The following is a 23,428-nucleotide window of genomic DNA, read 5'->3' as shown; positions in this document are numbered from 1 at the left end:
AAAAGAGGACGGCCTTCATGCAGGCAGGTACTGATACCGGCGTCACCACGCCCGCGCCACACAGCCAGGCGCGCAACGAATCCCGTGGCATGTGGCTAGGGCTGGTCGGCGTGGCCGTCTTCAGCCTGACCCTGCCGTTCACCCGTATCGCCGTGGCCGAGCTGAACCCGGCCTTCGTCGCCTTCGGCCGCGCCGTGGTGGCGGGCCTGTGCTCGCTGGTGCTGCTGGCCTGGGTGCGGGCGCCGCGTCCCGATGCCCGGCAACTGCGTGGTCTCATCATCACGGCACTGGGTGTGGTGGTGGGCTTCCCGCTGTTTTCCTCGATCGCCATGCGACATGTGCCGGCCGCGCATGGTGCGGTCGTGGTCGGCCTGCTGCCGCTGGCCACGGCCCTGTTCGGTGCGCTGCGCTTCGGCGAGCGGCCCTCGGGCGGATTCTGGCTGGCCGCGCTGGCCGGGTCGGGCATCGTGATCGCCTTCGCCCTGCGCGAAGGGGGTGGCAGTTTCCAGCCGGCTGATTTTGCGCTGTTTGCCGCCGTGGTCACCGCCGCCATGGGCTATGCCGAAGGGGGGCGCCTGGCCCAGACCATGGGCGGGCAGAACGTGATCGCCTGGGCGCTGGTGGTGTCGCTGCCGGTGATGGTGCCGGTCTCGGTCTGGTTGGGCTGGCAATATGGCATCACCGCATCGGCACCGGCCTGGCTGGCCTTCGCCTATGTGTCGCTGTTCTCGATGTTCATCGGCTTCTTCTTCTGGTACAAGGGCCTGGCGCTGGGCGGCATCGCCCGCGTGGGGCAGGTGCAGCTCCTGCAGCCCTTCATGAGCCTGCTGGGCGCGGCCGTGATCGCCGGCGAGGCGCTGGATGCGAGCAACCTGCTCTTCGCGCTGGCGGTGATTGCCGTGGTAGCGGTGGGGCGGCGCATGGCGGTGCGCCGTTAGCCTGCGCGCCAGGCCACGCTTGCCACGCGGGAACGGCCATTGCGAGCCGAAATGCTGCGGCCAAAGCGCCGGATATTTGAGATAATCGATCTCTTGTTTTTCTTCATTTTCTTCATTTCTTAACGCGCAACGCCCACCTGCCGCGATGGCCGGGGCGATGCACAACAGGGAGTACCGCATGTCCGTCTACGAAAAGCTCAACGCACTGAACATCGAACTGCCCGCCGTGGCGACCCCGGCCGCAGCCTATGTGATGTATGCGCAAACCGGCAATACCGTGTTCCTCTCCGGCCACCTGGCCAAGAAGGATGGCAAGGTCTGGGTCGGCCAGCTGGGACGTGACATCGGCACCGACGAAGCCAAGCTGGCCGCGCGCGCCGTGGCCATCGACCTGATCGCCACCCTGCAGGCTGCCTGTGGTGGCGACCTGACCCGCGTCAAGCGCATCGTCAAGCTGATGAGCCTGGTCAATTCCACCGGCGAGTTCACCGAACACCACCTGGTCACCAATGGCGCCTCCGAGCTGATCGGCGAGATCTTCGGCGACGCCGGCAAGCATGCCCGTTCGGCCTTCGGCGTAGCCCAGCTGCCCATGGGCGCCTGCGTCGAGATCGAAATGATCGCCGAGATCGCCTGAGCGTCATTGCAAGACCGGGCCGATGCGCGCGCAGAATGTCGCACGGCCATCGCTGCCACCTCAGACCAGAACAGAATAGAGACTCGTATGAAACTCGAAAATCCCGCAGCGCTGCCATGGCAGTTATCCCGGCGCGCCGAGGCCATGAAGAGCTCGGCCATCCGCGAAATCCTCAAGATCACCATGCGTCCGGACATCACCTCCTTCGCCGGTGGCCTGCCTTCGCCGCAGACCTTCCCGGTGGAGCACATGAAGGTGGCCTTCGACCGCGTGCTGAGCCAGCAGGGCAAGACCGCCCTGCAATACGGCCCGACCGACGGCTACCTGCCGCTGCGTGAATGGATCGCCGCTTCGCTCTCCACCGATGGCGCCCAGATCACCCCGGATCAGGTGCTGATGGTGTCCGGTTCCCAGCAAGGCCTGGATCTGCTGGGCAAGGTCCTGATCGACGAGGGCAGCAAGGTGCTGGTCGAGACCCCCAGCTACCTGGGCGCGCTGCAAGCCTTTGCACTCTATGGCGCACAGTTCGAATCGGTGCCCAGTGACGAGAACGGCCTGCAGCCCGAGACCATCGAAGCCATCGCCGGTGGTGCGCGCATGCTGTATTCGCTGCCCAACTTCCAGAACCCGACCGGCCGCACGCTGCCCGTCGAACGCCGCATCAAGCTGGTGGAAACCTGTGCCCGCCTGGGCTTGCCGCTGATCGAGGATGATCCGTATGGCGCCCTGAGCTATCGCAATGCGCCGCTGCCCAAGATGCTGTCGATGAACCCGTCGGGTGTGATCTACATGGGTTCCTTCTCCAAGGTACTCACGCCGGGTATCCGCCTGGGCTACGTGGTGGCGCCGCGTCCGCTGATCCTGAAGATGGAACAGGCCAAGCAAGCCACCGACCTGCATACCGCCCAGCTCACGCAGATGGTGGTCTACGAGGCCATCAAGGACGGTTTCCTGGACCAGCACGTGCCGACCATCCGCCAGCTCTATGGCGACCAGTGCCAGGCCATGCTGGACGCGCTGCAGCAGTACTTCCCGGCAGGCTGTTCCTGGAGCAAGCCCGAAGGCGGCATGTTCATCTGGGTGACCCTGCCCGAGCACATCGATGCCGGCGCCTTGCTGACTGACGCGGTGGAGCAAGAGAAGGTCGCCTTCGTGCCGGGCGCGCCGTTCTATGCCAACGTCGCCCAGAAGAACACGCTGCGCCTGTCCTTCGTGACCGTGCCGCCCGAGCAGATCCGCGCCGGCGTGGAACGCCTGGGCAAGCTGATTGCATCCAAGCTGTAAGGGCAGACATCGATGAAGATCGCCAATCTGCCCTTCGGCACCACCGACTGGAGCCAGGTCGAACCCACCGAGCATCCGGGTATCACCGGCCGCGCCTTCTGGCGCACCTGCAAGTTCGGCGACCTGCGCGTGCGCATGGTCGAGTACACGCCGGGCTACCTGGCCGACCACTGGTGCGTGAAGGGGCATATCCTGCTGTGCCTGGAGGGTGAGCTGCACACCGAACTGGAAGACGGCCGCCAGTTCGTCCTCAAGCCGGGCATGAGCTACCAGGTGGCCGACGATGCCGAGCCGCATCGCTCATCCACCGCGGTGGGGGCGAAGCTGTTCATCGTCGATTGAGGTAGCGGCTTCGCCGCCGCAGGGATCCGCACCCATGACAAAGGCCCGCATCGGCAACGATGCGGGCCTTTGCCCATCATGGATGGCGCGACGGCGGACCTACTCGTCCAGCTTCAGCGTTTGGCCATGCTTGAGGGTGATGAACTGATCCGCTGGCAACCTGGCTTCGCGCAGGGCCCGGGCCAGTTCCTGGGGTGGCTCGTCCAGCGCTTCGTCGGCCAGTTCGAAGGTCCCCCAATGGATGCCGATGGAGCGCTTGGCACGCACATCCTCGTGGATCAGCACCGCCTGCGCCGGATCGACGTGCTGATTCTGCATGAACCAGCGCGGGGCGTAGGCGCCAATGGGGATCAGGGCCAGGTCGAAGCGTCCGAAGCGCTCGCCGATATCGCGGAAATCCTTCGAGTAACCGGTGTCGCCGGCGAAGTAGACCGAGAAGGGCTCGGCCTGCGCGGCTGCCGGGCTGTCGTTGCCGGGCGCCATCTGCACGCTTTGCAGTACCCAGCCACCCCACAGCGTCTCGGAACGGTCGAACAGGCCGCGTGCCGACCAGTGGGCCGCCGGGACGAAGTAGATATCGAGGTTCTCCAGCGAGGTCTTGTCCCACCAGTCCATCTCCCGCACATTGGTGATGCCCAGGTCAGCGAACCAGTCGCGCAGGCCCAGCGGCACCAGGAACAGCGGCGGCCCGCCTGCTTGCAGGTTGAGCTGTTCGACGCTGGCCCGGTCAAGATGGTCGTAGTGGTTGTGCGAGATCACCACCAGGTCGATGTGCGGCAACTCGGCGATCTGCACCGGCAGCGGCACCATGCGGCGCGGACCGAGGAAGGAGAAGGGCGAGGCGCGCTCCGAGAACATCGGATCGGTCAGCACGTTCTTGCCGCCCAGCTGGATCAGCGCCGTGGCGTGGCCTATCCAGGTCACGCTGGGCCGGGTCTGGTTGGACTTGAGCCAGGCCAGGTCGGGCTTGACCACGGGAAACCGGTAGTCGTTGGCGGGCGGCTTGGGCAGGCCCTGAGTCAGGCGCTCCCATTGCCATTTCCAGAAGGAAGCCCGTTCAGGCTGGGGATAGTTGTTGCGAAAACCGGTCTCGGTCCGGTTGGACTTGAGCGGATCGTAATACTTGCTGGACGAGGAGCAGGCCGCAAGCACGCTCCCCAGCAGCACCAGGGCGGCCAGGCGGACCAGCGGGCGCCATGGTGGGCGGGGGCGGGAAGTCGCTGTGGGCATGAAAAAAGCGCGGGAGCGACCCGCGCATTCGATGATGGGTTGGGCGTTATCCTAGCAGCTATGCGGCGGCCCCGTCGCGCCATCCCGTCCCAACCCCTCACAGCCCCTCACAGCCCCCGCCGATATCAGGCCCGGCTGTCGTTGAACTGGCCCGTCGCCACCGGCGTGGGCGCGCGGCGGCGGCCACCGGGGATCGACAGCAGGGTCAGCAAGCCCGCCAGCGCCGCACTGCCGGCCAGGAAATACAATCCCGGCTCATAGCTGGACGAGGTCTGCTTGAGCCAGCCGACGATGTAAGGCCCGACAAAGCCGCCCAGGTTGCCGACCGAATTGACCAGGGCGATACCGGCTGCGGCGGCCGTGCCACTGAGGTAATCCGACGGCATCGACCAGAAGGCTGGCTTGGCGCCATAGATGCCGATGGTCGCCACGCACATGGCCACCAGCGCCCAGGCCGATCCCAGCAGCCAGCCCGAGGCGATCAGGCCGCCCGCGGCCAGCACTGCGGCGGCGATGAAGTGCCACTTGCGTTCGTTATTGCGATCCGACGACAGGCCGAACAGGAACATGCCCACCGTCCCCACCACATAGGGGATGGCGGTGGCATAGCCGGTGGCCGCATCGCTATAGCCCATGGACTTGATGATCAGCGGCAGGAAGTAGGTCACCCCCAGCGTGGCCGTGATGATGGTAAAGCTGATGGCCGACAGTGCCAGCACGCGCGGATTGACCATGGTGGCCCAGACCGAGCCACTGCCGGCGACTACCTCCTTCTTGCCGGCCTCCTCGGCCAGGGTGCGCTGCAGCCACACCTTTTGCGCGTCGCTGAGCCAGCGCGCATCCGCCGGGCGGTCGACGAACACGTAGAACACCAGTACCGCCATGACCAGCGCAGGCAAGCCTTCGCACAGGAAGATCCACTTCCAGCCGGCGATGCCCAGCCAGCCATCGAGCTTGAGGATGGCCGAGGACAAGGCTGCGGCCACGGCATTGGAACCCGGCACGGCCAGGTACAGCACGGCGATCACCCGGGCCCGGTAGCGCGCCGGAAACCAGAACGTGAAATACAGGATCATGCCCGGGAAGAAGCCAGCCTCGGCCACGCCCATCAGGAAGCGCATCACGATGAAGCTGGTCGGTCCGGAGACGAAGGCCATGGCTGCTGCCAGCACGGCCCAGCTGACCAGGATGCGTACATTCCACAAGCGTACCCCGGTGCGCAGCATGAAGACGTTGCTGGGCACTTCGAAGAGGATGTAGCCCAGGTAGAAGATGCCCGCGCCCCAGCCATACAGGTAGGAGGTGAAGCCCAGGTCGCGGTTCATGCCGATGGCGGCAAAGCTGACGTTGGTACGGTCGATGTAGGCGACGAAATACATCATCACGATCACGGGCAGGATGCGCCATGAAATCTTCCGGATGGTGCTGCTGCCGATGGCATCGGCCGTTGACTCCGCTGATGCGCTCTTGTTGCTATCCATATTGTCTCCTCCAGGGTTGGGCCGGGTGGATGGCCGGCACTGTCTCGATGTCCATGCACCGTGGCGCGTCCGCGTCACGGCAAAAAACAGGCGTGAGTTCTCCCCGGGCGGCCTGGGGCTGCCATGTTCTTTTTCTGTCGAGGGAGGGGTGTCGCTCAGGGCGACGCTAGCGTATCTCTGGTCTTGGTTGGCTGGTTGGGGTCAATGGCAACGCAGCAGGCAATTGTTCATGTGGGTGTAGGCCGCCTCGCGCGCGGCGGCTACGTCGCGGCGGCAGATCGCATCGCGCAGCGCCGCATGTTCCTGCATCACCTCGGCTTGCTGGGCCGCCCACTGGGCGGCATCGCGTGATTGCTTGATGGTGTCGCGGATGTTGGCCCCGAGAAAATCGAGGAAGGACACGAACAGCCCGTTGCCGGCCGCCTCGGCGATGCGGCGGTGGAACACCATGTCGGTCTCGACACCATCGCCACCGGCCGCCAGTTCGTTGCGCATGGCGTCGTAGGCGGCGCTGATGGCGGCCATCTGGGCATCGCTGCCACGTCGTGCCGCCAGTTCGGCAGCGCGGATTTCAACGCCCGAGCGCAACTCGAAGATCTGCTCGGCGCTGGTCGCTTCCTGCGGCGCGTGCGCCGTCTCGATGCGGAAGGGGCGGGCGCGGGCGCTGCTGGCGACGTAGGCGCCGGAGCCGTGCCGGGTTTCCACCAGGCCTTCGTTGCGCAGCGACGAGATGGCTTCACGCACCACCATCAGGCTCACCCCGAAGCGCTTGGCCAGGGCCGGCCCCGGCGGCAGTTTTTCGCCGGCCTGGAATTCGCCATTCACGATGGCCTTGGTCATGGCCTGGATCAGCATGTCCGTCAGCGTGGTCTTGCGCAGCGTGTCTTGGTTGTCGGTCAGGTCGAACATGGAGGCGTCGGTTCAGCAATGCGGTTGATCGGGGTCGTCCCGCTCAGGACGGCCTGGAAGCGACGTCGTTGAGCTGGTCGATGCAGTGTAGCAAGCGCGGCACGAAGGCGCTGCCGTCGCCGAGGTTGTTGGCCATGGTATAGGACGACAGCACCGTACCGGCAATGGGCGCCACCGCGCGCAGGTTGCCGGTCATGCGGGTGTAGTAGTCCATGTCCTTGAGCGCATTGCCCAGCGTGAAGCGGAACAACTCGTCGCGCCCCTCCAGCACGAAGGCTTGCAGGCGCTGGAAAGCGGTGCTGTTGGCGCCGCCCGAGCCGATCACCTGGCACAGCGTGTGCATGTCCACGCCGGCCTTGGTGGCGCAGGAAAAGGCTTCCGACAGCACCGCCGCATTGGACAGCACCACGAACTGGTGCAGCAACTTGATGGTGTGGCCCGCACCTGTCGGGCCGCAATGATAAATATTTCCGGAGAAGCTTTCCAGTACCGAGCGGGCCAGATCGATCACGGCGGTCTCGCCGCCGACCAGCAGGTTGACCCGGCCTTCGGCCGCTTCCTTGGGCGTGCCGGTCATGGCGGCGTCGATGAAGTGACAGCCGATGGCCGCCATGGCCTGGGCGATGCGGTGGCTCGACTCGGGCAGGGAGGTCGAGCAGTCGACCACGATGGCGCCCGCCTTGAGCCGGCCCCGGCCCAGCAAGCCTTGCTCGCCGAAGACGATCTCCTCGACCTGGGGCGAACCGGTCACACACAGCACCACCACGTCGGCGCCGCTGGCGACATCGGCGATGGTGTTGCCGCACAGGGCGCCCTGGTCGATCAGCGCCTGGCAACGTTCGCGGTCGCCCTCGTGGCGTACCAGCAGGCGCACGGCATGTCCCGCGCGTTGCGCATGGGTCGCCAGGCCGGAGCCCATCATGCCCAGTCCGATAAAGCCAACGGTCAGGCCTTGTTGCGTGGCGCGGGTCATCCTTGCTTTCTCCGATATGGTGGCATTGAGTTATGATGTTATACTCATCATAAGACTTTAGCAAGGCGAACTTGAGCGATGATGTCGATATGCCCGACATCATCGCCCTCGCCGCCATCGCTGATGTTGCCGCCCCATGTTGCTGAACCAGGAGAGACACTTGAAGAAGAACCGACTTGCCGACGTCATGAACACCGCAGCCCCGGCCCTGAATGGCTGGGTGACCCTGGGGAGCACGGCCATCGTGGAAACGATGGCGCACCAGCCCTGGGACTCGATCACCATCGACATGCAGCATGGGCTGGCCGACTTTGCCACCGTGGTGGAGATGCTGCGGGCGATCTCCACCACCAGCGTCACGCCGGTGGTGCGGGTGCCGTGGCTGGAACCGGGCATCATCCAGCGCGTGCTCGATGCCGGCGCCTATGGCGTGATCTGCCCCATGATCAACAGCGCCGAGGAATGCCGCCAGTTCGTCGAACTGTGTCGTTACGCGCCGCAGGGCAGCCGCAGCTTCGGCCCGACCCGCGCGCCGCTGTATGCCGGCACGGCCGACTACTACAAGCACGCCAACCAGACCGTGCTGACCCTGGTGATGATAGAGACCACGCGCGCCTTGCAGAACATCGACGAGATCGTCGCCGTGCCCGAACTCAATGGCGTCTACATCGGCCCGGCCGACCTGACGCTGTCGCTGGGCTTCGATCCGGTGGCCGACCAGCGCCATCCCGAGGTGCTGGCGGCCATCGACAGGATCCACGCCGCCGCCACCCGGGCCGGCAAGTTCACCTTCATGCATTGCTCCAGTGCCGAACATGCCAACTTCATGCGGTCGCGCCAGTTCTCGGCGCTGACGGTCTCCAGCGACAGCCGCATGATCGTCGCTGCGCAGCAGGCCTTGTTCAGGGAACTCAAGGAATTCGCGCAGCGCGACCCGGCCGCCACCGGCGCGGACGGCAACGCTGCGGCGTACTAGGGCTTGATCGAGAGAGGGGGAGCAGTGAGCAAGGACAGCATGAGCACAGAGCAGTTGCTGGCCAGCCTGCGGCAATGCGTGGGCCAGGCCCACGTCATGACCGCGGCGGCCGATATCGAACCCTATGTCCAGGATTGGCGCGGACGTTATCGCGGTGAAGTGCTGGCCGTGGTGTCCCCGGCCAGTACGCAGGAAGTCAGCGCCGTGGTGCGTGCCTGCGCCGCGGCGGGCGTGAAGGTCTTGCCGCAGGGCGGCCATACCGGCCTGGTCGGTGGCGCCACGCCAGTGAATGCGCAACGCGCCGAGGGCAGCGCCCCGGTCATCGTGAGCCTGCGCCGCATGAACCGCGTGCGCGAGATCGACACCGTCGGCAATACCCTGATCGCCGATGCCGGTTGCATCCTGGAGAATCTCCAGCAAGTCGCCGCCGACCATGGCCGGCTCTATGGCGTCACCTTCGGCGCCCAGGGCTCCTGCCAGATCGGCGGCAATGTCTCCACCAATGCGGGCGGCACCGGCGTGCTCAAGTACGGCAATACCCGCGAACAGGTACTGGGGCTGGAAGTGGTGCTGCCCGACGGCCGCATCTGGGAGGGCTTGCGCACGCTGCGCAAGGACAATGCCGGTTATGCGCTCAAGCATCTCTTCATCGGCGCCGAAGGCACCCTGGGCATCGTCACTGGCGTGGCATTGCGATTGCATCCGCGCCCGGCGGTCAGTGCCGCCGCCTGGCTGAGCTTTGATTCGGTGGAGGATGCGCTGGCGGCGCTGGTCGCCCTGCAGGGGCAGGCCGGAGAACGTATCACGGCCTACGAGCTGCTCAACCGTGCGCAGCTGCAGACGGTGGTGGCGCACTATGACGATGTGCGCATCCCCACCGACCCGGATGCGCCGTATGCGGTGCTGCTGGAGCTGAGCGACACCTACGCCCGCGCCGATCTCAACGGCTTGCTGGAAGACGTGCTGTCCGGCCTGGCCGAGGCAGGGCGGTTGCGCGATGCGGCCATCGCCGCCAATGAAGCCCAGCGCGCTGCCTTCTGGTTCATCCGGCATGGCATCTCGGAGGCCAATCGTGCCGCCGGCATGGGCTTGTCGACCGACGTGGCCGTGCCCATCAAGGTGCTGCCCGCGTTCATCGACAAGGCCACCCGGGCGGTCCTGGCACGCTGGCCGGAATTGAGCATCATCCTGGTGGCGCACATGGGCGATGGCAATGTGCACTTCATTCCGCGCTTCTCCTTCGAGGACTGGGCGCGGATCCGGCACCTGCCGGACATCGCCGATACCGTGCGCGCCGTCGTCCATGACGAAGCCGTGGCCCTGGGCGGCACCTTCAGCGCCGAACACGGGGTGGGCTACGTCCTCAAGGGCGAGCTGGAAAGACTGCGCCCGCCGCTCGAACTGGAACTGATGCGGCGCCTGCGCCAGGCCATCGATCCGGCTGCATCGATGAACCCGGGCAAGCTGCTCTAGAGCACGTACTGGGCCAGCCCATGGCCGAAGGACCAGTTGCCCTTGTCGCCTTCGACCAGGCTGATCATCACGTCTTCCGGCCGGATGCCCGGATCGGCCTGCAAGCGTTCGACGATGCGCGCAAAGAGCGCATTCTTCTGTTCCTGCGTGCGGGTATTGCTGACGGTCAGCTGGATCAGCACGAAGTCATCCGAACGGGCGATGCCCATGTAGCTGCGGCTGAAGACCAGCTCCTCGGCATCGTGCTCGGTGAGCACCATGAAGCGGTCTTCCTCGGGCACATTGAAACGCTCGCGCAGGGCCTGGTAGATGTTGTCCAGGATGGCGGCACGGTAGGCGCGGGGCTTGCCGCGCAGCAGGGATACTCGGACCAGGGGCATGATGTTCTCCTTGAAGTGGAAGCGGGTTGGCGGCGGTGATGCAAGCCGATGTGAAGCATGCTACCCTCGCTCATGGATTCGAAAAATAACTCATTGATGATTTCAATCATTAAGAATTCGAATCATTGAGTATTCCCCGTACCGGAGAGCCCCATGGAAAGACCGCTCGATCTCGATGCCGTACAAGCCTTCGTGCTGGCAGCCGACCTGCAGAGTTTCACCCGCGCCGCCGAGGCGCTGGACAGCACCCAGTCTGCCATCAGCCTCAAGTTGAAGAAGCTGGAGCAGCGGCTCGGCCGTCGCCTGCTGGAGCGCACTCCGCGCCAGGTGCGGCTCTCGGCCGAGGGCCAGCAATTCCTACCGGCCGCGCGCGACCTGCTGGCCGCCCATGAACGCGCCCTGGACCGGCTGGACCAGGGGCCGGTGCGGTTTTCGGTGGGGATCAGCGACCATGTGGCCGGTGCCGGCTTGCCGCGCGTGCTGTCCCAGGTGCATGACTACGATCCGGGGGTGGTGGTGGAGGTGCGGGTGGGCTCGTCGGGCGACCTGATGCCGCAGTACGAGCGGGGCGAACTGGACGCCGTCATCGTGCGCCGCGAGCCGCAGGACCAGGGCGGGGAGCTGGTCATGGAAGAGCGCCTGGGCTGGTTCGCCCAGCCCGATGCGCAATGCTGGGCTGGTTCGGCCTTGCGGGTGGCGACCTTTTCCTCGGCTTGCCGCATCCGCGAACTGGCGGTGCGGCGGCTCGACGAGGTCGGCATTCCCTGGTGCGAGGTCTTCGTCGGCGGCGGCATCCTGGCCGTGGGGGCGGCGGTCAGCGCGGGCCTGGCGGTCTCGGCGCTGCTCTATCGCAGCGCCCCCGCCGGCAGCGTCGATGTCGGTGTGCGGCTGGGTTTGCCGGCGCTGCCGCTGGCCCAGGTGATGCTGCACAGCCGCCTCAAGGAAGCCCGCACGCGGGCCTCGCTGCGCACCCTGGTGGCGGCCCTGAAAGCCGCCTGAATGCGCGACTTGCTGGCGCGCTGCCTGCGGCTTACTGGCGTGCCGTCTGCGGCTTATTGGAGTGCCGCCTGCGGCGTCATGCGGCCTGAGATGGCCAGTCGGTTCATGGCGTTCATCAGGGCGATCGCCATGGTCAGCTCGGCATATTCGGCTGGGTTGAAATGACTGGTCACCGCCGCGTAGTCGGCGTCCGGAGCGGTCGTTTCGCCGATGCGGGTCACCACTTCGGACCAGGCCAGTGCCGCCTTCTCGCGCGGCGTGAACAGCGCGCCGGCTTCGTACCAGACCGGTACCAGCAGCAGCTTGTCGATGCTCATGCCGCTCTTGATGAGGTCGCGCGAATGCTTGTCGATGCAATAGGCGCAGCCATTGATGAGCGACACCCGCAAAAAGACCAGTTCCACCAGGTCGGCGGGCAGCACGGACTTCTTCAGGTGGGCGTTGATGGCCAGGAGGCCGTTGTAGGGTTCGGTGGCGTTCTTGTAGATATCGATGCGGTGGCTCATGGCGGATTCTTTCCTGGTGATGGTGGAAGGGCAGCACCATGATGCTCCGCTATGGACCAGTCGATAAGTACCAAGAATGGTGATTTTAACTAGGCCATGTCATTCCCGCTCCAGCAGTGCCAGGATGCGTTTGCCCAGTTCCTGCGCACGCGTCTGGCTCTCGATATTGGTGAAGCTGAGCATGAGCATGGGTGGCACGCCCGGGCGCGGGGCCAGCAGGCATTCGGACAGGGCACGGCTGAACATGCCATCCTGGCGCATCTTCTCGGCCAGGGCGTGATCGGAACGACGGCCCTGCAGGCGCAGCAGCAGATGCATGCCCCCGGGGGGCGACTGCACCTGCAGATGCGGACGCAGCACAGCCTCCAGGCCGGCGCTGGCCAGTTCGCGGCGCTCGCCATAGAGGCGGCGCATGCGCTGGATATGCCGGGCGAAATGGCCTTCGGCCAGGAAGTCGGCGACGATGTGCTGGGTGAGGGCAGGGCTGCCACTGGCGAACAGCCGCGCCGTCTGCTCGAAGCGCTCCACCTGGGCCAGCGGCACCACCAGGTAGGCCAGCCGGATCGCCGGGAACAGCACCTTGCTGAAGGTGCCGGCATAGAGCACCCGATCGTCCCGGTCCAGGCTCTTGAGGGCCGGCAACGGGCGGCTCACGTAGCGGTATTCGCCGTCATAGTCGTCTTCCACGATCCAGGCCTGCTGGCGTGCCGCCCAGTCCAGCAGGGCCAGGCGTCGCTGCAGCGACAGCGCCATGCAGCCCGGGCTCTGGTGCGCCGGCGTGACCACGGCCGCGCGCGCATGGGGCGCCAGTTGCAGACCCTTGGCCACCTGCAGGCCATCTTCATCGACCGGTACGCCGACCAGTTGCATGCCCGCCTCGCGCAGCTGGGCAGCGGTCGGTGGATAGCCGGGATCTTCTACCCATACCGTATCGCCCGCCTGCAACAGGGCGCGCGAGACCAGATGCAGCGAATCGCGATAGCCCGCCGTGATGAAGACCTGCTCGGGCCGGCATGCCAGCCCGCGCGAGACCTGCAGATAACGGGCAATCTCGGCCCGCAGCCGCGCCAGTCCTGCGATGGGCGGGTAGAGCATGTCGGCCGGCTGGGTGGCACGCACGACGCGCGCGCCCAGGCGCGCCCACAGCTTGCGCGGAAACGCATCCAGTGCCGGGATGCCCATCTGGAAGGGGCGTGGGCCGTGCGACTGGGCCAGGGTGTCATCGATCGTCCGGGCGCGCTGGCGTGGGCGTGGCGCGGCAGTGCTTCCGGTGGCCGGCTGGCCTGGCGGCCGGGACTGCAAGCCGGCGGCCACGACGGTGCCGGCCTGTCCGCGCGCCTCGATATAGCCTTCGGCGGCCAGCAGCGAATAGGCGCTCTCCACCGTGCCACGCGCCAGGCCCAGCTCCACGGCCAGGGCGCGCGCCGAGGGGATGCGGTCCCCGGGATGCAGCAAGCCGTCGGCCACGGCGCTGCGCAGGCGATGATAGATCTGGCGATAGAAGGGCTCATCGCTGCCGGTGTTGAGGCTCAGGAAGGCGGGGGCGGTGGCGCTGGAAGATGAGGTCATGGCCTAGTCGGAATCTCATTTCTTGGATCTCCTGATTATGCCATCGGCGCTTTAGCATGATGCTCTTTCGAACGCATCATATCCACGGAGAGTCATGCATCATCCAGCCCACACCAGCCCCGGCGCCTGGTCCGCCGATTGGCGCATCGAGGACGCCGCCCTGCGCCATGCCGATACCGAGGTCGAGCAGCGCGCCTGCTTTGCCGCCATGCACGAGTTGCGTCCCCACCTGAAGAGCGAAGACGAGTTCATCGAGCGCATCGGCCGTCAGATCCGGCAGGATTACCGCATCCTGGCCGCGTGGGATGACGACCAGGTCGTGGCCCTGGCCGGCTATCGTTTCCAGGAGAACCTGGTGTATGGCAAGTTCCTCTACGTTGACGACCTGGTCTCGGCCACTGGCCAGCGCGGCAAGCGCTGGGGCGAGCGCCTGCTCAAGGCGCTTGACGATGTCGCGCTGCAGGCCGGTTGCGTGCGTCTGGTGCTCGATACAGGCATGGCCAATGCGCTGGCGCAGCGCTTCTATTTCCGCCAGGGCCTGCTGACCGGGGCGCTGCGCTTCGGCAAGCCCATCGTCGGCCCCACGGGAGGTGCCGCATGAAGATCCTGCATCTGCAAGCCAGTCCGCGCCAGCAGGGTTCCAATGCATGGTGGCTGTCGCAACAGATCGTCGCCCGCCTGGCGGCGCACAGCGGCCATGCCCGCATCAGCGTGCGCGACCTGCATGGCGATGCCATTCCCCACGTCGACGCCGCCTATGCCCAGGCGCTGGGTTCGCCCGTGGCTGTCGATGAAGACCAGACTGCCGGCACGCTGGCCCTGTCGGACCAGTTGATCGCCGAACTGGACGCAGCCGACGTCGTGGTCATCGGCACGCCCATGCACAACTACACGCTGCCCTCGACCCTGAAGGCCTGGATCGACCATGTGGTACGTGTGCGGCGCAGCTTTGCCATCACGCCCGATGGCAAGGTCGGTTTGCTGCGTGACCGGCCGGTCTATGTCGGCATCGTCTCCGGTGGGCGCTTTAGCGGCACGACGGCACGCCAGCCGGATTTCCTCACGCCTTACCTGAAGGTGGCCTTGGCCACCATCGGTCTGCATGATCTGCGCTTCTACAGCATGGAGGGCCTGGCCGCTGGCGGGGCCGCGGTACGGGCCGAGCGCGAGCGTATCGCGATGGAGCTGGATGGCGAATTTTCAAGGGCCTGAAGCCGGCTTGTTACAAGAAGAAATCGGGATGCGTGCATCCTGATTTTTTTTTGAAAATAATCCCTTGAAAAGCCAAAAATGCATCCCTAGATCGGTACCAGCAGATGCTCGATGGTGAGGTCTGCGACGAAAACATCGCTTAACTGAAAGGATATTTTTATGCGTACTTTTGATCTCTCGCCCCTGTACCGCAGCGCCATCGGTTTCGATCGCCTGGCCCAGATGTTCGACAATGCCCAGCGCACCGATCAGCCCAGCTACCCGCCGTACAACATCGAACTGGTGGCCGAAGACAAATACCGGATCACGATGGCCGTCGCCGGCTTTGCCCGCAGCGAGATCGACATCGAGACCGAGAACGAAACCCTGAAGATCACCGGCCGCAAGCAGAAGGAAGACAAGCAGGTCAACTTCCTGCACCGTGGCATCGCCGCACGCGACTTCGAGCAGCGCTTCCAGTTGGCCAACCACATCAAGGTGGTCGGTGCCAGCCTGGAAAATGGCTTGCTCAACATCGAACTGGTGCGTGAAATCCCCGAGGCACTGAAGCCGCGCAAGATCGAGATCGGCGCCAGCGAAGACAACGTCCAGCGTCTGGAACGCGTCGCCGCCTGATCCCGCATCGGCCCTCCCGGAACATGCCGCCCGCTTTGCGGGCGGCATTTTTTTTGCCCGTGGCCGGGTGACACTGCCGTGGCAAATTGCCGCCAGGTTGCGTTACTATCCATTCGAAAGTCTTCTGAACCCCGGCAAAACAGGGCAAATCATTGCCAAACCGGGGGAAGATTCCCAAAAACTATTGGTAGGAAGGCAATATTTGAGTATATTGCGTCGGGCCACAGGGAGAAACACGTGAACGACAACCGATACCAGCACATCAACCCCGAGCCCTTGCTCGATGCCATGGGAGGGGATGTTGCCGCTTGCCGGCACATGTTTGGCACCTTTGCCAAGAGCGCCCCGGCCACGTTTGCACGCCTGGAATCGGCCATCCTTGCCGACGAAGCCGCGCAGGTCAAGCGCGAATCACACAGCCTCAAGAGCATGACGGCGCTGGTCGGCGCGACCGAGCTGACCGACCTGCTCAAGGCCATCGAAGTCCAATCACGCGCCGAACCGCCGCAGAGCGCCCAGCCCCGCCTGGCGGAATTGCAGGCACTGTTTGATGCGGTCTCCACCGAGGTCCGGCATTATGTGGATCAGGTGGGGGTGGCGCAGTAGGGGCCGTTTCGGCAGCAAGCTTCTCATCCGGGGCTGCAGCGTCAGGGCCCTGCAACTACCTCACTGCAAGCAGGCAGGCATTTGACTCCATAAGGCAGACCAGGAAGATGGCCACTTATTGTTTCCCGATCGGGAAATTCATCGTCATCCTTCCCCCCTGATCATGCTTAACATTCCCGATCGGGAAATATTGTTTGCACACAGATCCGTTGTGGTCGATAATTTCCCGAACGGGAAATTGATCACATCATGGCATCCATTCAATCACCTCAACAATTAGGTCTTGCACTGCGTGCCGCTCGCAAGCATCTCGGGCTGACACAGCCGCAGTTGGCGCTGGCAGCGGGGGTGGGTGTGCGTTTCATTGTCGACCTTGAGGTTGGCAAGCCCACCGTGCGTCTGGAAAACGTGTTGCGGGTGATTGCCGCCCTGGGGGGGCAGATCCAGTTGAACGGATTGCCATCACAGGCTGCCGACGATGAATATGATGGTGGCGACGATGACGCATGAGCTTGAGGTCTGGCTTTTTGCCAATCACGTTGGCACGTTGGCGCTAGTCGATGGCCGACTGAGTTTTTGCTATGCCTCCGCTTGGCTGAAACAATCCGGTGCCGTTGCCTTGTCTGCATCGCTGCCGCTGCAAGCTGAACCGTTCGATGACAAAAAGGCGCGGCCATTCTTTGCGGGCCTGCTGCCTGAGGGGCAGATGCGCCGCCTGATTGCGCAGCAATTCCAGGTATCTGGTCAGAACGACTTTGCTTTGCTGGATCATATCGGCGGCGAATGCGCCGGCGCCGTGACTTTCCTTGAGCCGGGCCAGGCGTTGCCTGCACCAAACCACCAAGATGACATTCAATGGTTGAGTGACGATGAAGTCGTTGCGATCCTGGATGAATTGCCGCGGCGCCCCATGCTGGCTGGCAAAGACGGCTTGCGGCTTTCGTTGGCGGGTGCCCAGGACAAGCTGCCGGTGGTTTTCGACGGTGCCCGAATCGGTCTGCCCCGCAATGGCACGCCGAGTTCGCACATCCTGAAACCTGCCATCCACGCCGTCGAGGACAGCGTGATCAACGAAGGGTTTTGCATGGCCTTGGCTGAGGCGATGCAGCTCAAGCCTGCGAAATCAAAAGTTCACCATGTGTCGGGGCGCTCGTTTCTGCTGGTGGAGCGTTACGACCGGGTGATTGATGTCCAAGGGCGCCGACAACGCTTGCATCAGGAGGATTTTTGCCAGGCATCAGGTGTGGTGCCGGAAATGAAGTACCAGAACGAAGGTGGCCCGGATCTGGGACAGTGCTTTGACCTGGTTCGCGTTGCGACGCGGCCCAGTGCACCGCATATCCTGCGACTGGTCGACTACGTGATTTTCAATGCGCTGATCGGCAATCATGATGCGCACGCCAAGAATTTCTCCCTGCTGTATGTAGGCAAGACGCCCGTTCTGGCACCGTTCTACGACACGCTCGCGACTGCGGTGTATCCGACGCTCACTTCCAAGATGGCGATGAAAATCGGCAGCAAGTACAAGTTCAGCGAAGTCCAGGCACGGCACTGGGAGCAGTTCGCCGAACGTGCCGGCCTCTCCAGGGCACAGGTCAAGAGACGCATTCTGGAAATCGCCAAGGCCTTGCCCGTCGCCGCCCGAACACTTCAGCAAGCGCCCGACAAAGGTTTTGCCGGCCATGCCGTGCTTGAGCAAATCAATGTCTTGATCCAACAGCGCTGCGCTTTGACAATTCGACGGCTCACCCATCCTGCAGAAGACACCGATATGGGGCAGGACTGATGGCAGATTGAATTCATCCGTCAAACCTGCGCATGCACCGTACCGCCGGCAATATCCCCTAACTGAGCATAACTCCGCGCATCCCGACCGCCCTCCCACCCACCAAAAATTACCGACCCACCAGTCAGTAACCTGACGCACATCAATGGCAGCCCCCACAAGCCTCTTCATAATGTGGACACAAAAGACGAACTTCGTCTCCACATTTCCCGCTTCTGCCGATGCCTACGATGTGCGATCCCTCTTCGAGAATACGTATCGTCCTGGCCGCCTTGCCCTTGTTGCTGGCGGCGTGCCAGTCGATGGCGCCGGACTACCAGCGGCCTGCCGCGCCGGTGGCGACGCACTATCCGGCGTCTTCAGCCGACGACGCGGAGGCCTCCGCGCCCTTGCCCTGGCGTGACTACTTCAGCGATCCCCGCCTGCAAGCCCTGATCGCGCAGGCACTTGCCAACAACCGCGACCTGCGCGTGGCGGCCTTGCGGGTCGAGGAGGCGCGCGCCCTTTACGGTATCCAGCGCGCCGATCTGTTCCCTACCATCGGCGCCCAGGCCGGGGTCGACCGTTCGCGTACGCCGGCCGATCTCAACCTGACCGGCAAGCCTCTGGTCGGCAGCGCCTATCAGGCCGGCCTGGGCCTGAGTACCTGGGAGATCGATCTGTGGGGCCGCTTGCGCAGCCTCGATGATGCCGCGCTGGAAAACGCCCGCGCCAGCGAGGCCACGCGGCGTGCGGCGGCCTTGAGCCTGGTGGGGCAGGTCGCCGATGCCTACCTGGAACTGGCCGAACTGGATGAGCGCCTGGCGATCGCAAAGGAAACCATCGCCAGCCGGCAGGAGAGCTTCCGCATCTTCTCGCGCCGGGTCGAGGTGGGTGCGACATCGCGCCTGAACCTGACCCAGATCGAAACCCTGCTCACCCAAGCCCAGGCCCTGGGCGCACAACTGGAGCAGCAGCGCGAGCAGCGTCTCAATGCCCTGAGCCTGCTGGTCGGCAGTCCCCTCGATCTGCCCGTGGGGCAGGCGCGTGCGGCACTCGACATGGTCTTCGCGCCGCTGCAGCCGGGCCTGCCTGCGCTGCTGCTGGTGCGTCGTCCCGATGTGGCGGCGGCCGAGCACCGGCTCATGGCCGCCAATGCCAATATCGGCGCGGCACGCGCGGCCTTCTTCCCGAGCGTTTCGCTGACCGGCAACCTGGGCAGCGCCAGCGCTGAACTGAGCGGCCTGTTCCGCGATGGCAGCCACGCCTGGACTTTCTCGCCCAGCATCTCGCTGCCGATCTTTACCGCCGGGCGCTTGCGCAACAATCTGGACCTGGCCGAGGTGCGTCGCAATATCGCAGTCGCCAGTTATGAAAAGACCGTGCAGGGCGCCTTCCGCGACGTGGCCGATGCGCTCTCGGCGCGCCAGCGCCTGGCCGAGCAACTGGCCATTGCGCAGACCGCCGTGCGCGTGCAGGGCGAGCGGGCGCGCCTGTCGGCGCTGCGCTATGACAATGGCGCCGCGCCTTTCCTCGATGTGCTCGACGCCCAGCGCGACCTGCTCTCGGCCCAGCAGCAACTGGTGCAGATCCGGCGCGCCTTGCTGTCCTCCTCGGTAGCCCTGTATGCGGCACTCGGGGGTGACGCTGCCACGGCCGCTTCACCGTTCCTCCCTCGTTCGGGTTCATGATCATGACTCTCTCCATCGATAACAAGAAATGGATCGTCGGCGCGTTCGTCTTGCTGCTCGCCGGCGGCGCGGCCTATGCCTGGCAGCACCTGCATCACACCGGTCCCGGTGAGGGCTTTGCCAGTGGCAATGGACGCATCGAGGCCACCGAGGTCGATGTCGCCACCAAGCTGGCCGGACGGGTCGAGGCCATCCTGGTCAACGAGGGCGATTTCGTGAGTGCCGGCCAGACCCTGGCGCGCATGCAGGTGCTGTCGCTGGAGGCGCAGCGCGATGAGGCCCAGGCACGCCAGCAGCAGTCGGTGTCGGCGGTGGCCAGTGCCGAGGCCCAGGTGGCCGTGCGCGAGAGTGACTACCAGGCGGCCCTGGCCCAGAGCGCGCAGCGCGAGAGTGAGCTGGATGCGGCGCGGCGGCGCCTGTCGCGTTCGGAAGTGCTGGTCAAGGAAGGCGCCTCGTCGGTACAGGAGCTCGATGACGACCGCGCCCGCGTGCTGGGCGCAGAGGCGGCAGTGACGGCATCGCGCGCCCAGGTGACGGCTGCCCAGGCTGCCGTGGTGGCGGCGCGCACACAGGTCAGCGGCGCCCGTTCGACCGTGACGGCGGCAGTGGCGACGGTCCAGCGCATCAAGGTCGATATCGATGACAGCGCCCTGGCCGCACCGCGCGCCGGGCGCGTGCAATACCGCATCGCCCAGCCCGGTGAGGTGCTGGGGGCGGGTGGCAAGGTGCTCAACCTGGTGGACCTGGGCGATGTCTACATGACCTTCTTCGTGCCCGAGGCCACGGCGGGCAAGCTGGCCCTGGGCGGCGAGGCGCGCATCGTGCTCGATGCGGCGCCCCAGTATGTGATCCCGGCCAGGTTGTCCTTCGTGGCCAGTACCGCGCAGTTCACGCCCAAGACGGTGGAGACGGCCAGCGAGCGCCAGAAGCTGATGTTCCGCGTCAAGGCGCAGATCGATCCGGCGCTGCTGCAAAAGCACCTGACGCTGGTCAAGACCGGCCTGCCGGGCGTGGCCTGGGTGCGTACCGATCCCGCCAGGCCCTGGCCTGACGCATTGGCCGTGAAGGTCCCGCAATGACTCTGCCCCCGGCCCCGGGCGACTCTTGCGTGGCGCGCCTGGAGCAGGTGTTCTTGCGTTACGGCGCCACGCTGGCGCTGGATGCCGTGTCGCTGGATATCCCGGCCGGCCGCATGGTGGGCCTGATCGGGCCCGATGGCGTGGGCAAGTCCAGCCTGCTGTCGCTGGTGTCGGGCGCGCGTGCCTTGCAGCAGGGGCAGCTCTCGGTGCTGGCGGGCGACATGCGGCAGCGCCGCCATCGCCAACAGGCCTGCCCGCGCATCGCCTACATGCCGCAGGGCCTGGGCAAGAATCTCTATCCCACCCTGTCGGTAGAAGAAAACCTGCAATTCTTCGCCCGCCTGTTCGGGCAGGATGGCGCCGAGCGTCGCCGCCGCATCGACGAACTGACCCGGGGTACGGGCCTGGATGCTTTCTTGGCGCGCCCCGCCGGCAAGCTCTCGGGCGGCATGAAGCAGAAGCTGGGGCTGTGCTGCGCCCTGATCCACGATCCCGATCTGCTGATCCTGGATGAACCCACGACCGGCGTCGATCCGCTCTCGCGCGCGCAGTTCTGGGAGCTGATCGAGCGCATCCGCCGGCAGCGGCCGGGCATGAGTGTCATCGTCGCCACGGCCTACATGGAAGAGGCCGACCGCTTCGACTGGCTGGTCGCCATGGACGGTGGCCGCGTGCTGGCCACCGGCACGCCTGCCGAGCTGCATAGCCGCACCGCCACCGCATCGCTGGAACAGGCCTTTATCGCCTTGCTGCCGGAGGAAAAGCGTCGCGGCCATCACGCGGTCCAGGTGACGCCGCTGGCCGAGGAGGGGGCAGGGGAGATCGCCATCGAGGCGCGGGGCCTGACGATGCGCTTCGGTGATTTCGTGGCGGTCGACCATGTCGATTTCCGTATCCGGCGTGGCGAGATCTTCGGCTTCCTGGGCTCCAACGGCTGCGGCAAGTCGACCACCATGAAGATGCTCACCGGCCTGCTGCAAGCCACCGAGGGCCAGGCTTGGCTGTTCGGGCGGGAGGTTGATCCGCGCGACATGGCCACGCGCGCCCGCGTGGGCTACATGTCGCAGGCGTTTTCGCTGTATGGCGAGCTGAGCGTGCGCCAGAACCTGGTGCTGCATGCGCGCCTGTACCGCGTGCCGGAGGGCGAGATCGCGGCGCGCACGCAGGAGATGGCGCAGCGCTTCGGTTTGCTGGAGGTGCTCGACAGCCTGCCCGAGAGCCTCCCGCTGGGCATACGCCAGCGCCTCTCGCTGGCCGTGGCGATGGTGCACAAGCCCGAACTGCTGATCCTGGACGAGCCGACCTCCGGCGTCGATCCGATCGCGCGCGACATGTTCTGGCAACTGATGATCGACCTGGCGCGCCGGGACCATGTGACCATCTTCATCTCCACCCATTTCATGAACGAGGCGCAGCGTTGCGACCGCATCTCGCTCATGCATGCCGGGCGCGTGCTGGTCAGCGCCACCCCGGACGAACTGATCCTCCAGCGCGGCGCGGCCACGCTGGAGCAGGCCTTCATCGCCTATCTGGAAGAAGCCGCAGGCAAGGCGTCGTCGTCTGATAACGCCGCTCCCCAGGCACCGCTGGCGGCGTCGCCCGCCCTGGCTGCCAAGCCAGGCGGGAGCAGCGGCCTGGGCATCCGCCTGCGTCGCGCCCTGAGCTACAGCCAGCGCGAGAGCCTGGAGTTGCGGCGCGATCCGGTGCGGGCCACGCTGGCCCTGCTGGGTACGGCCATCCTGATGTTCATCATCGGCTATGGCATCAACCTGGATGTGGAAAACCTCAGCTACGCCGTGCTCGACCAGGACCAGACCGGCTTGAGCCAGAACTATGCGCTGAACCTGTCGGGCTCGCGCTATTTCATCGAGAAGCCGCCCCTGAGCGATTACCAGGACCTGGACCGGCGCATGCGCAGCGGCGAGATATCGCTGGCCATCGAGATCCCGCCCGGCTTTGCCCGCGACATCGCGCGCGGCAAGCCGGTGGAGATCGGTGCCTGGGTCGATGGCGCCATGCCGACCCGCGCCGAGACCGTGCGCGGCTATGTGCAGGGCATGCACCAGCTGTGGCTGGCCGACATGGCCATCCACCGCCTGGGCCAGACCCTGGCCAGTCCTAGCACCATCGAGACGCGCTATCGCTACAACCCGGATGTGAAGAGCCTGCCGGCCATGGTGCCGGCCATCATTCCGATGCTGCTGATGATGATCCCGGCCATGCTGACGGCGCTGTCGGTGGTGCGCGAGAAGGAGTTGGGCTCCATCCTCAACCTCTATGTCACGCCGGTTACGCGGACCGAATTCCTGTTGGGCAAGCAGTTGCCCTACCTGTTGCTGGGCATGCTCAACTTCCTGCTGCTGGTACTGCTGGCGGTGACGGTGTTCGACGTGCCCCTGAAGGGCAGCTTCCTCACGCTGTCAGGGGCGGCGCTGGTGTTCATCGTCTGCTCGACCGGTTTCGGCCTGCTGGCCTCGACCTTTACCCAGAGCCAGATCGCGGCACTGTTCGTGACCATGATCGGCACCCTCATTCCCTGCGTGCAGTTTGCCGGCCTGCTCAACCCCGTGTCGTCGCTGGAAGGGGCGGGGGCGGTGATCGGCCAGCTCTATCCGGCCACGCATTTCCTCGATATCAGCCGGGGCGTCTTCAACAAGGCCCTGACGCTTGCGGACCTGGGCGCGTCGTTCTGGCCGCTGCTGGCGGCGGTGCCGGTGATCCTGGGGCTGTCGGTGTTGTTGCTGAAGAAGCAGGAGCACTGAC

23 protein-coding genes are annotated in these 23,428 nt (G+C 65.2%); 16 read left to right on the top strand and 7 right to left on the bottom strand.

The window, feature by feature from the left end:
* The first annotated feature begins 17 nt into the window (after positions 1–17).
* The 4 genes from ACIPHN_RS16525 (at position 18) to ACIPHN_RS16510 (ending at position 3,201) form a co-directional block, all read left to right on the top strand.
* On the top strand, positions 18–938 hold the full coding sequence (locus ACIPHN_RS16525) for a DMT family transporter (RefSeq protein ID WP_400437811.1): 921 nt from the start codon (positions 18–20) through the stop codon (positions 936–938).
* Between the two features lie 178 nt (positions 939–1,116).
* A complete protein-coding gene (locus ACIPHN_RS16520) occupies positions 1,117–1,575 on the top strand; it encodes a RidA family protein (protein WP_198980282.1) in 459 nt (152 codons plus the stop codon).
* 87 nt (positions 1,576–1,662) lie between these two features.
* Positions 1,663–2,859 (top strand): PLP-dependent aminotransferase family protein, encoded by a 1,197-nt coding sequence (locus ACIPHN_RS16515; RefSeq protein WP_400437810.1) that lies wholly within the window; start codon positions 1,663–1,665, stop codon positions 2,857–2,859.
* Between the two features lie 12 nt (positions 2,860–2,871).
* Complete coding sequence (locus ACIPHN_RS16510) at positions 2,872–3,201, top strand: DHCW motif cupin fold protein (protein ID WP_400437809.1); 330 nt, start codon at positions 2,872–2,874, stop codon at positions 3,199–3,201.
* A 99-nt stretch (positions 3,202–3,300) separates the two neighbouring features.
* On the opposite strand, the gene ACIPHN_RS16505 is transcribed toward ACIPHN_RS16510, so the two are convergent.
* From ACIPHN_RS16505 to ACIPHN_RS16490, 4 genes are all read right to left on the bottom strand, one after another.
* Complete coding sequence (locus tag ACIPHN_RS16505) at positions 3,301–4,431, bottom strand: MBL fold metallo-hydrolase (protein ID WP_400437808.1); 1,131 nt, start codon at positions 4,429–4,431, stop codon at positions 3,301–3,303.
* Positions 4,432–4,556: 125 nt separating this feature from the next.
* Complete coding sequence (locus tag ACIPHN_RS16500) at positions 4,557–5,912, bottom strand: MFS transporter (protein ID WP_400437807.1); 1,356 nt, start codon at positions 5,910–5,912, stop codon at positions 4,557–4,559.
* Positions 5,913–6,113: 201 nt separating this feature from the next.
* Positions 6,114–6,821 (bottom strand): FadR/GntR family transcriptional regulator, encoded by a 708-nt coding sequence (locus ACIPHN_RS16495; RefSeq protein WP_400437806.1) that lies wholly within the window; start codon positions 6,819–6,821, stop codon positions 6,114–6,116.
* 43 nt (positions 6,822–6,864) lie between these two features.
* Positions 6,865–7,794, bottom strand: coding sequence for an NAD(P)-dependent oxidoreductase (locus ACIPHN_RS16490; protein WP_400437805.1), 930 nt, complete (start codon positions 7,792–7,794; stop codon positions 6,865–6,867).
* A 160-nt stretch (positions 7,795–7,954) separates the two neighbouring features.
* Here ACIPHN_RS16490 and ACIPHN_RS16485 point away from each other — a divergent pair, with 160 nt between their 5' ends.
* Complete coding sequence (locus ACIPHN_RS16485) at positions 7,955–8,770, top strand: HpcH/HpaI aldolase/citrate lyase family protein (RefSeq protein ID WP_400437804.1); 816 nt, start codon at positions 7,955–7,957, stop codon at positions 8,768–8,770.
* A gap of 39 nt (positions 8,771–8,809) precedes the next feature.
* Positions 8,810–10,243, top strand: coding sequence for an FAD-binding oxidoreductase (locus ACIPHN_RS16480; protein WP_400437803.1), 1,434 nt, complete (start codon positions 8,810–8,812; stop codon positions 10,241–10,243).
* Here the strand turns inward: ACIPHN_RS16480 and ACIPHN_RS16475 are convergent.
* Complete coding sequence (locus ACIPHN_RS16475) at positions 10,240–10,623, bottom strand: tautomerase family protein (protein ID WP_400437802.1); 384 nt, start codon at positions 10,621–10,623, stop codon at positions 10,240–10,242. The genes ACIPHN_RS16480 and ACIPHN_RS16475 overlap by 4 nt on opposite strands.
* A 153-nt stretch (positions 10,624–10,776) precedes the next feature.
* On the opposite strand from ACIPHN_RS16475, the gene ACIPHN_RS16470 reads away from it, so the two are divergent.
* On the top strand, positions 10,777–11,622 hold the full coding sequence (locus ACIPHN_RS16470; RefSeq protein WP_400437801.1) for a LysR family transcriptional regulator: 846 nt from the start codon (positions 10,777–10,779) through the stop codon (positions 11,620–11,622).
* A gap of 53 nt (positions 11,623–11,675) precedes the next feature.
* Here ACIPHN_RS16470 and ACIPHN_RS16465 read toward each other — a convergent pair whose 3' ends face one another.
* Positions 11,676–12,128, bottom strand: a complete 453-nt coding sequence (locus tag ACIPHN_RS16465; protein WP_400437800.1) for a carboxymuconolactone decarboxylase family protein — start codon at positions 12,126–12,128, stop codon at positions 11,676–11,678.
* A 99-nt stretch (positions 12,129–12,227) separates the two neighbouring features.
* On the bottom strand, positions 12,228–13,697 hold the full coding sequence (locus ACIPHN_RS16460; RefSeq protein ID WP_400437799.1) for a PLP-dependent aminotransferase family protein: 1,470 nt from the start codon (positions 13,695–13,697) through the stop codon (positions 12,228–12,230).
* Positions 13,698–13,791: 94 nt separating this feature from the next.
* Here ACIPHN_RS16460 and ACIPHN_RS16455 point away from each other — a divergent pair, with 94 nt between their 5' ends.
* From ACIPHN_RS16455 to rbbA, 9 genes are all read left to right on the top strand, one after another.
* Positions 13,792–14,298, top strand: coding sequence for a GNAT family N-acetyltransferase (locus ACIPHN_RS16455; protein ID WP_400437798.1), 507 nt, complete (start codon positions 13,792–13,794; stop codon positions 14,296–14,298).
* Complete coding sequence (locus ACIPHN_RS16450; protein WP_400437797.1) at positions 14,295–14,909, top strand: FMN-dependent NADH-azoreductase; 615 nt, start codon at positions 14,295–14,297, stop codon at positions 14,907–14,909. Before ACIPHN_RS16455 ends, ACIPHN_RS16450 begins: the two co-directional genes overlap by 4 nt.
* Before the next feature lie 159 nt (positions 14,910–15,068).
* Positions 15,069–15,524, top strand: coding sequence for an Hsp20 family protein (locus ACIPHN_RS16445; protein WP_400437796.1), 456 nt, complete (start codon positions 15,069–15,071; stop codon positions 15,522–15,524).
* Positions 15,525–15,761: 237 nt separating this feature from the next.
* Positions 15,762–16,130, top strand: a complete 369-nt coding sequence (locus ACIPHN_RS16440) for an Hpt domain-containing protein (protein ID WP_400437795.1) — start codon at positions 15,762–15,764, stop codon at positions 16,128–16,130.
* Positions 16,131–16,379: 249 nt separating this feature from the next.
* A complete protein-coding gene (locus ACIPHN_RS16435) occupies positions 16,380–16,640 on the top strand; it encodes a helix-turn-helix transcriptional regulator (RefSeq protein ID WP_400437794.1) in 261 nt (86 codons plus the stop codon).
* Positions 16,609–17,916 (top strand): type II toxin-antitoxin system HipA family toxin, encoded by a 1,308-nt coding sequence (locus tag ACIPHN_RS16430; protein WP_400437793.1) that lies wholly within the window; start codon positions 16,609–16,611, stop codon positions 17,914–17,916. Before ACIPHN_RS16435 ends, ACIPHN_RS16430 begins: the two co-directional genes overlap by 32 nt.
* A 230-nt stretch (positions 17,917–18,146) precedes the next feature.
* A complete protein-coding gene (locus tag ACIPHN_RS16425; protein WP_400437792.1) occupies positions 18,147–19,586 on the top strand; it encodes an efflux transporter outer membrane subunit in 1,440 nt (479 codons plus the stop codon).
* A 2-nt stretch (positions 19,587–19,588) separates the two neighbouring features.
* The gene (locus tag ACIPHN_RS16420; protein ID WP_400437791.1) at positions 19,589–20,665 is read left to right on the top strand and encodes an HlyD family secretion protein; all 1,077 of its coding nucleotides are present in this window, start codon (positions 19,589–19,591) and stop codon (positions 20,663–20,665) included.
* A complete protein-coding gene (rbbA, locus tag ACIPHN_RS16415; RefSeq protein ID WP_400437790.1) occupies positions 20,662–23,427 on the top strand; it encodes a ribosome-associated ATPase/putative transporter RbbA in 2,766 nt (921 codons plus the stop codon). Before ACIPHN_RS16420 ends, rbbA begins: the two co-directional genes overlap by 4 nt.
* Position 23,428 lies beyond the last annotated feature (1 nt).

It is taken from the genome of Herbaspirillum sp. NPDC087042, from assembly GCF_044745245.1.
GTDB lineage: Bacteria > Pseudomonadota > Gammaproteobacteria > Burkholderiales > Burkholderiaceae_D > Herbaspirillum.
Note: the sequence above shows the minus strand (reverse complement) of the source record. Positions and strands in the feature narration are given on the sequence as shown.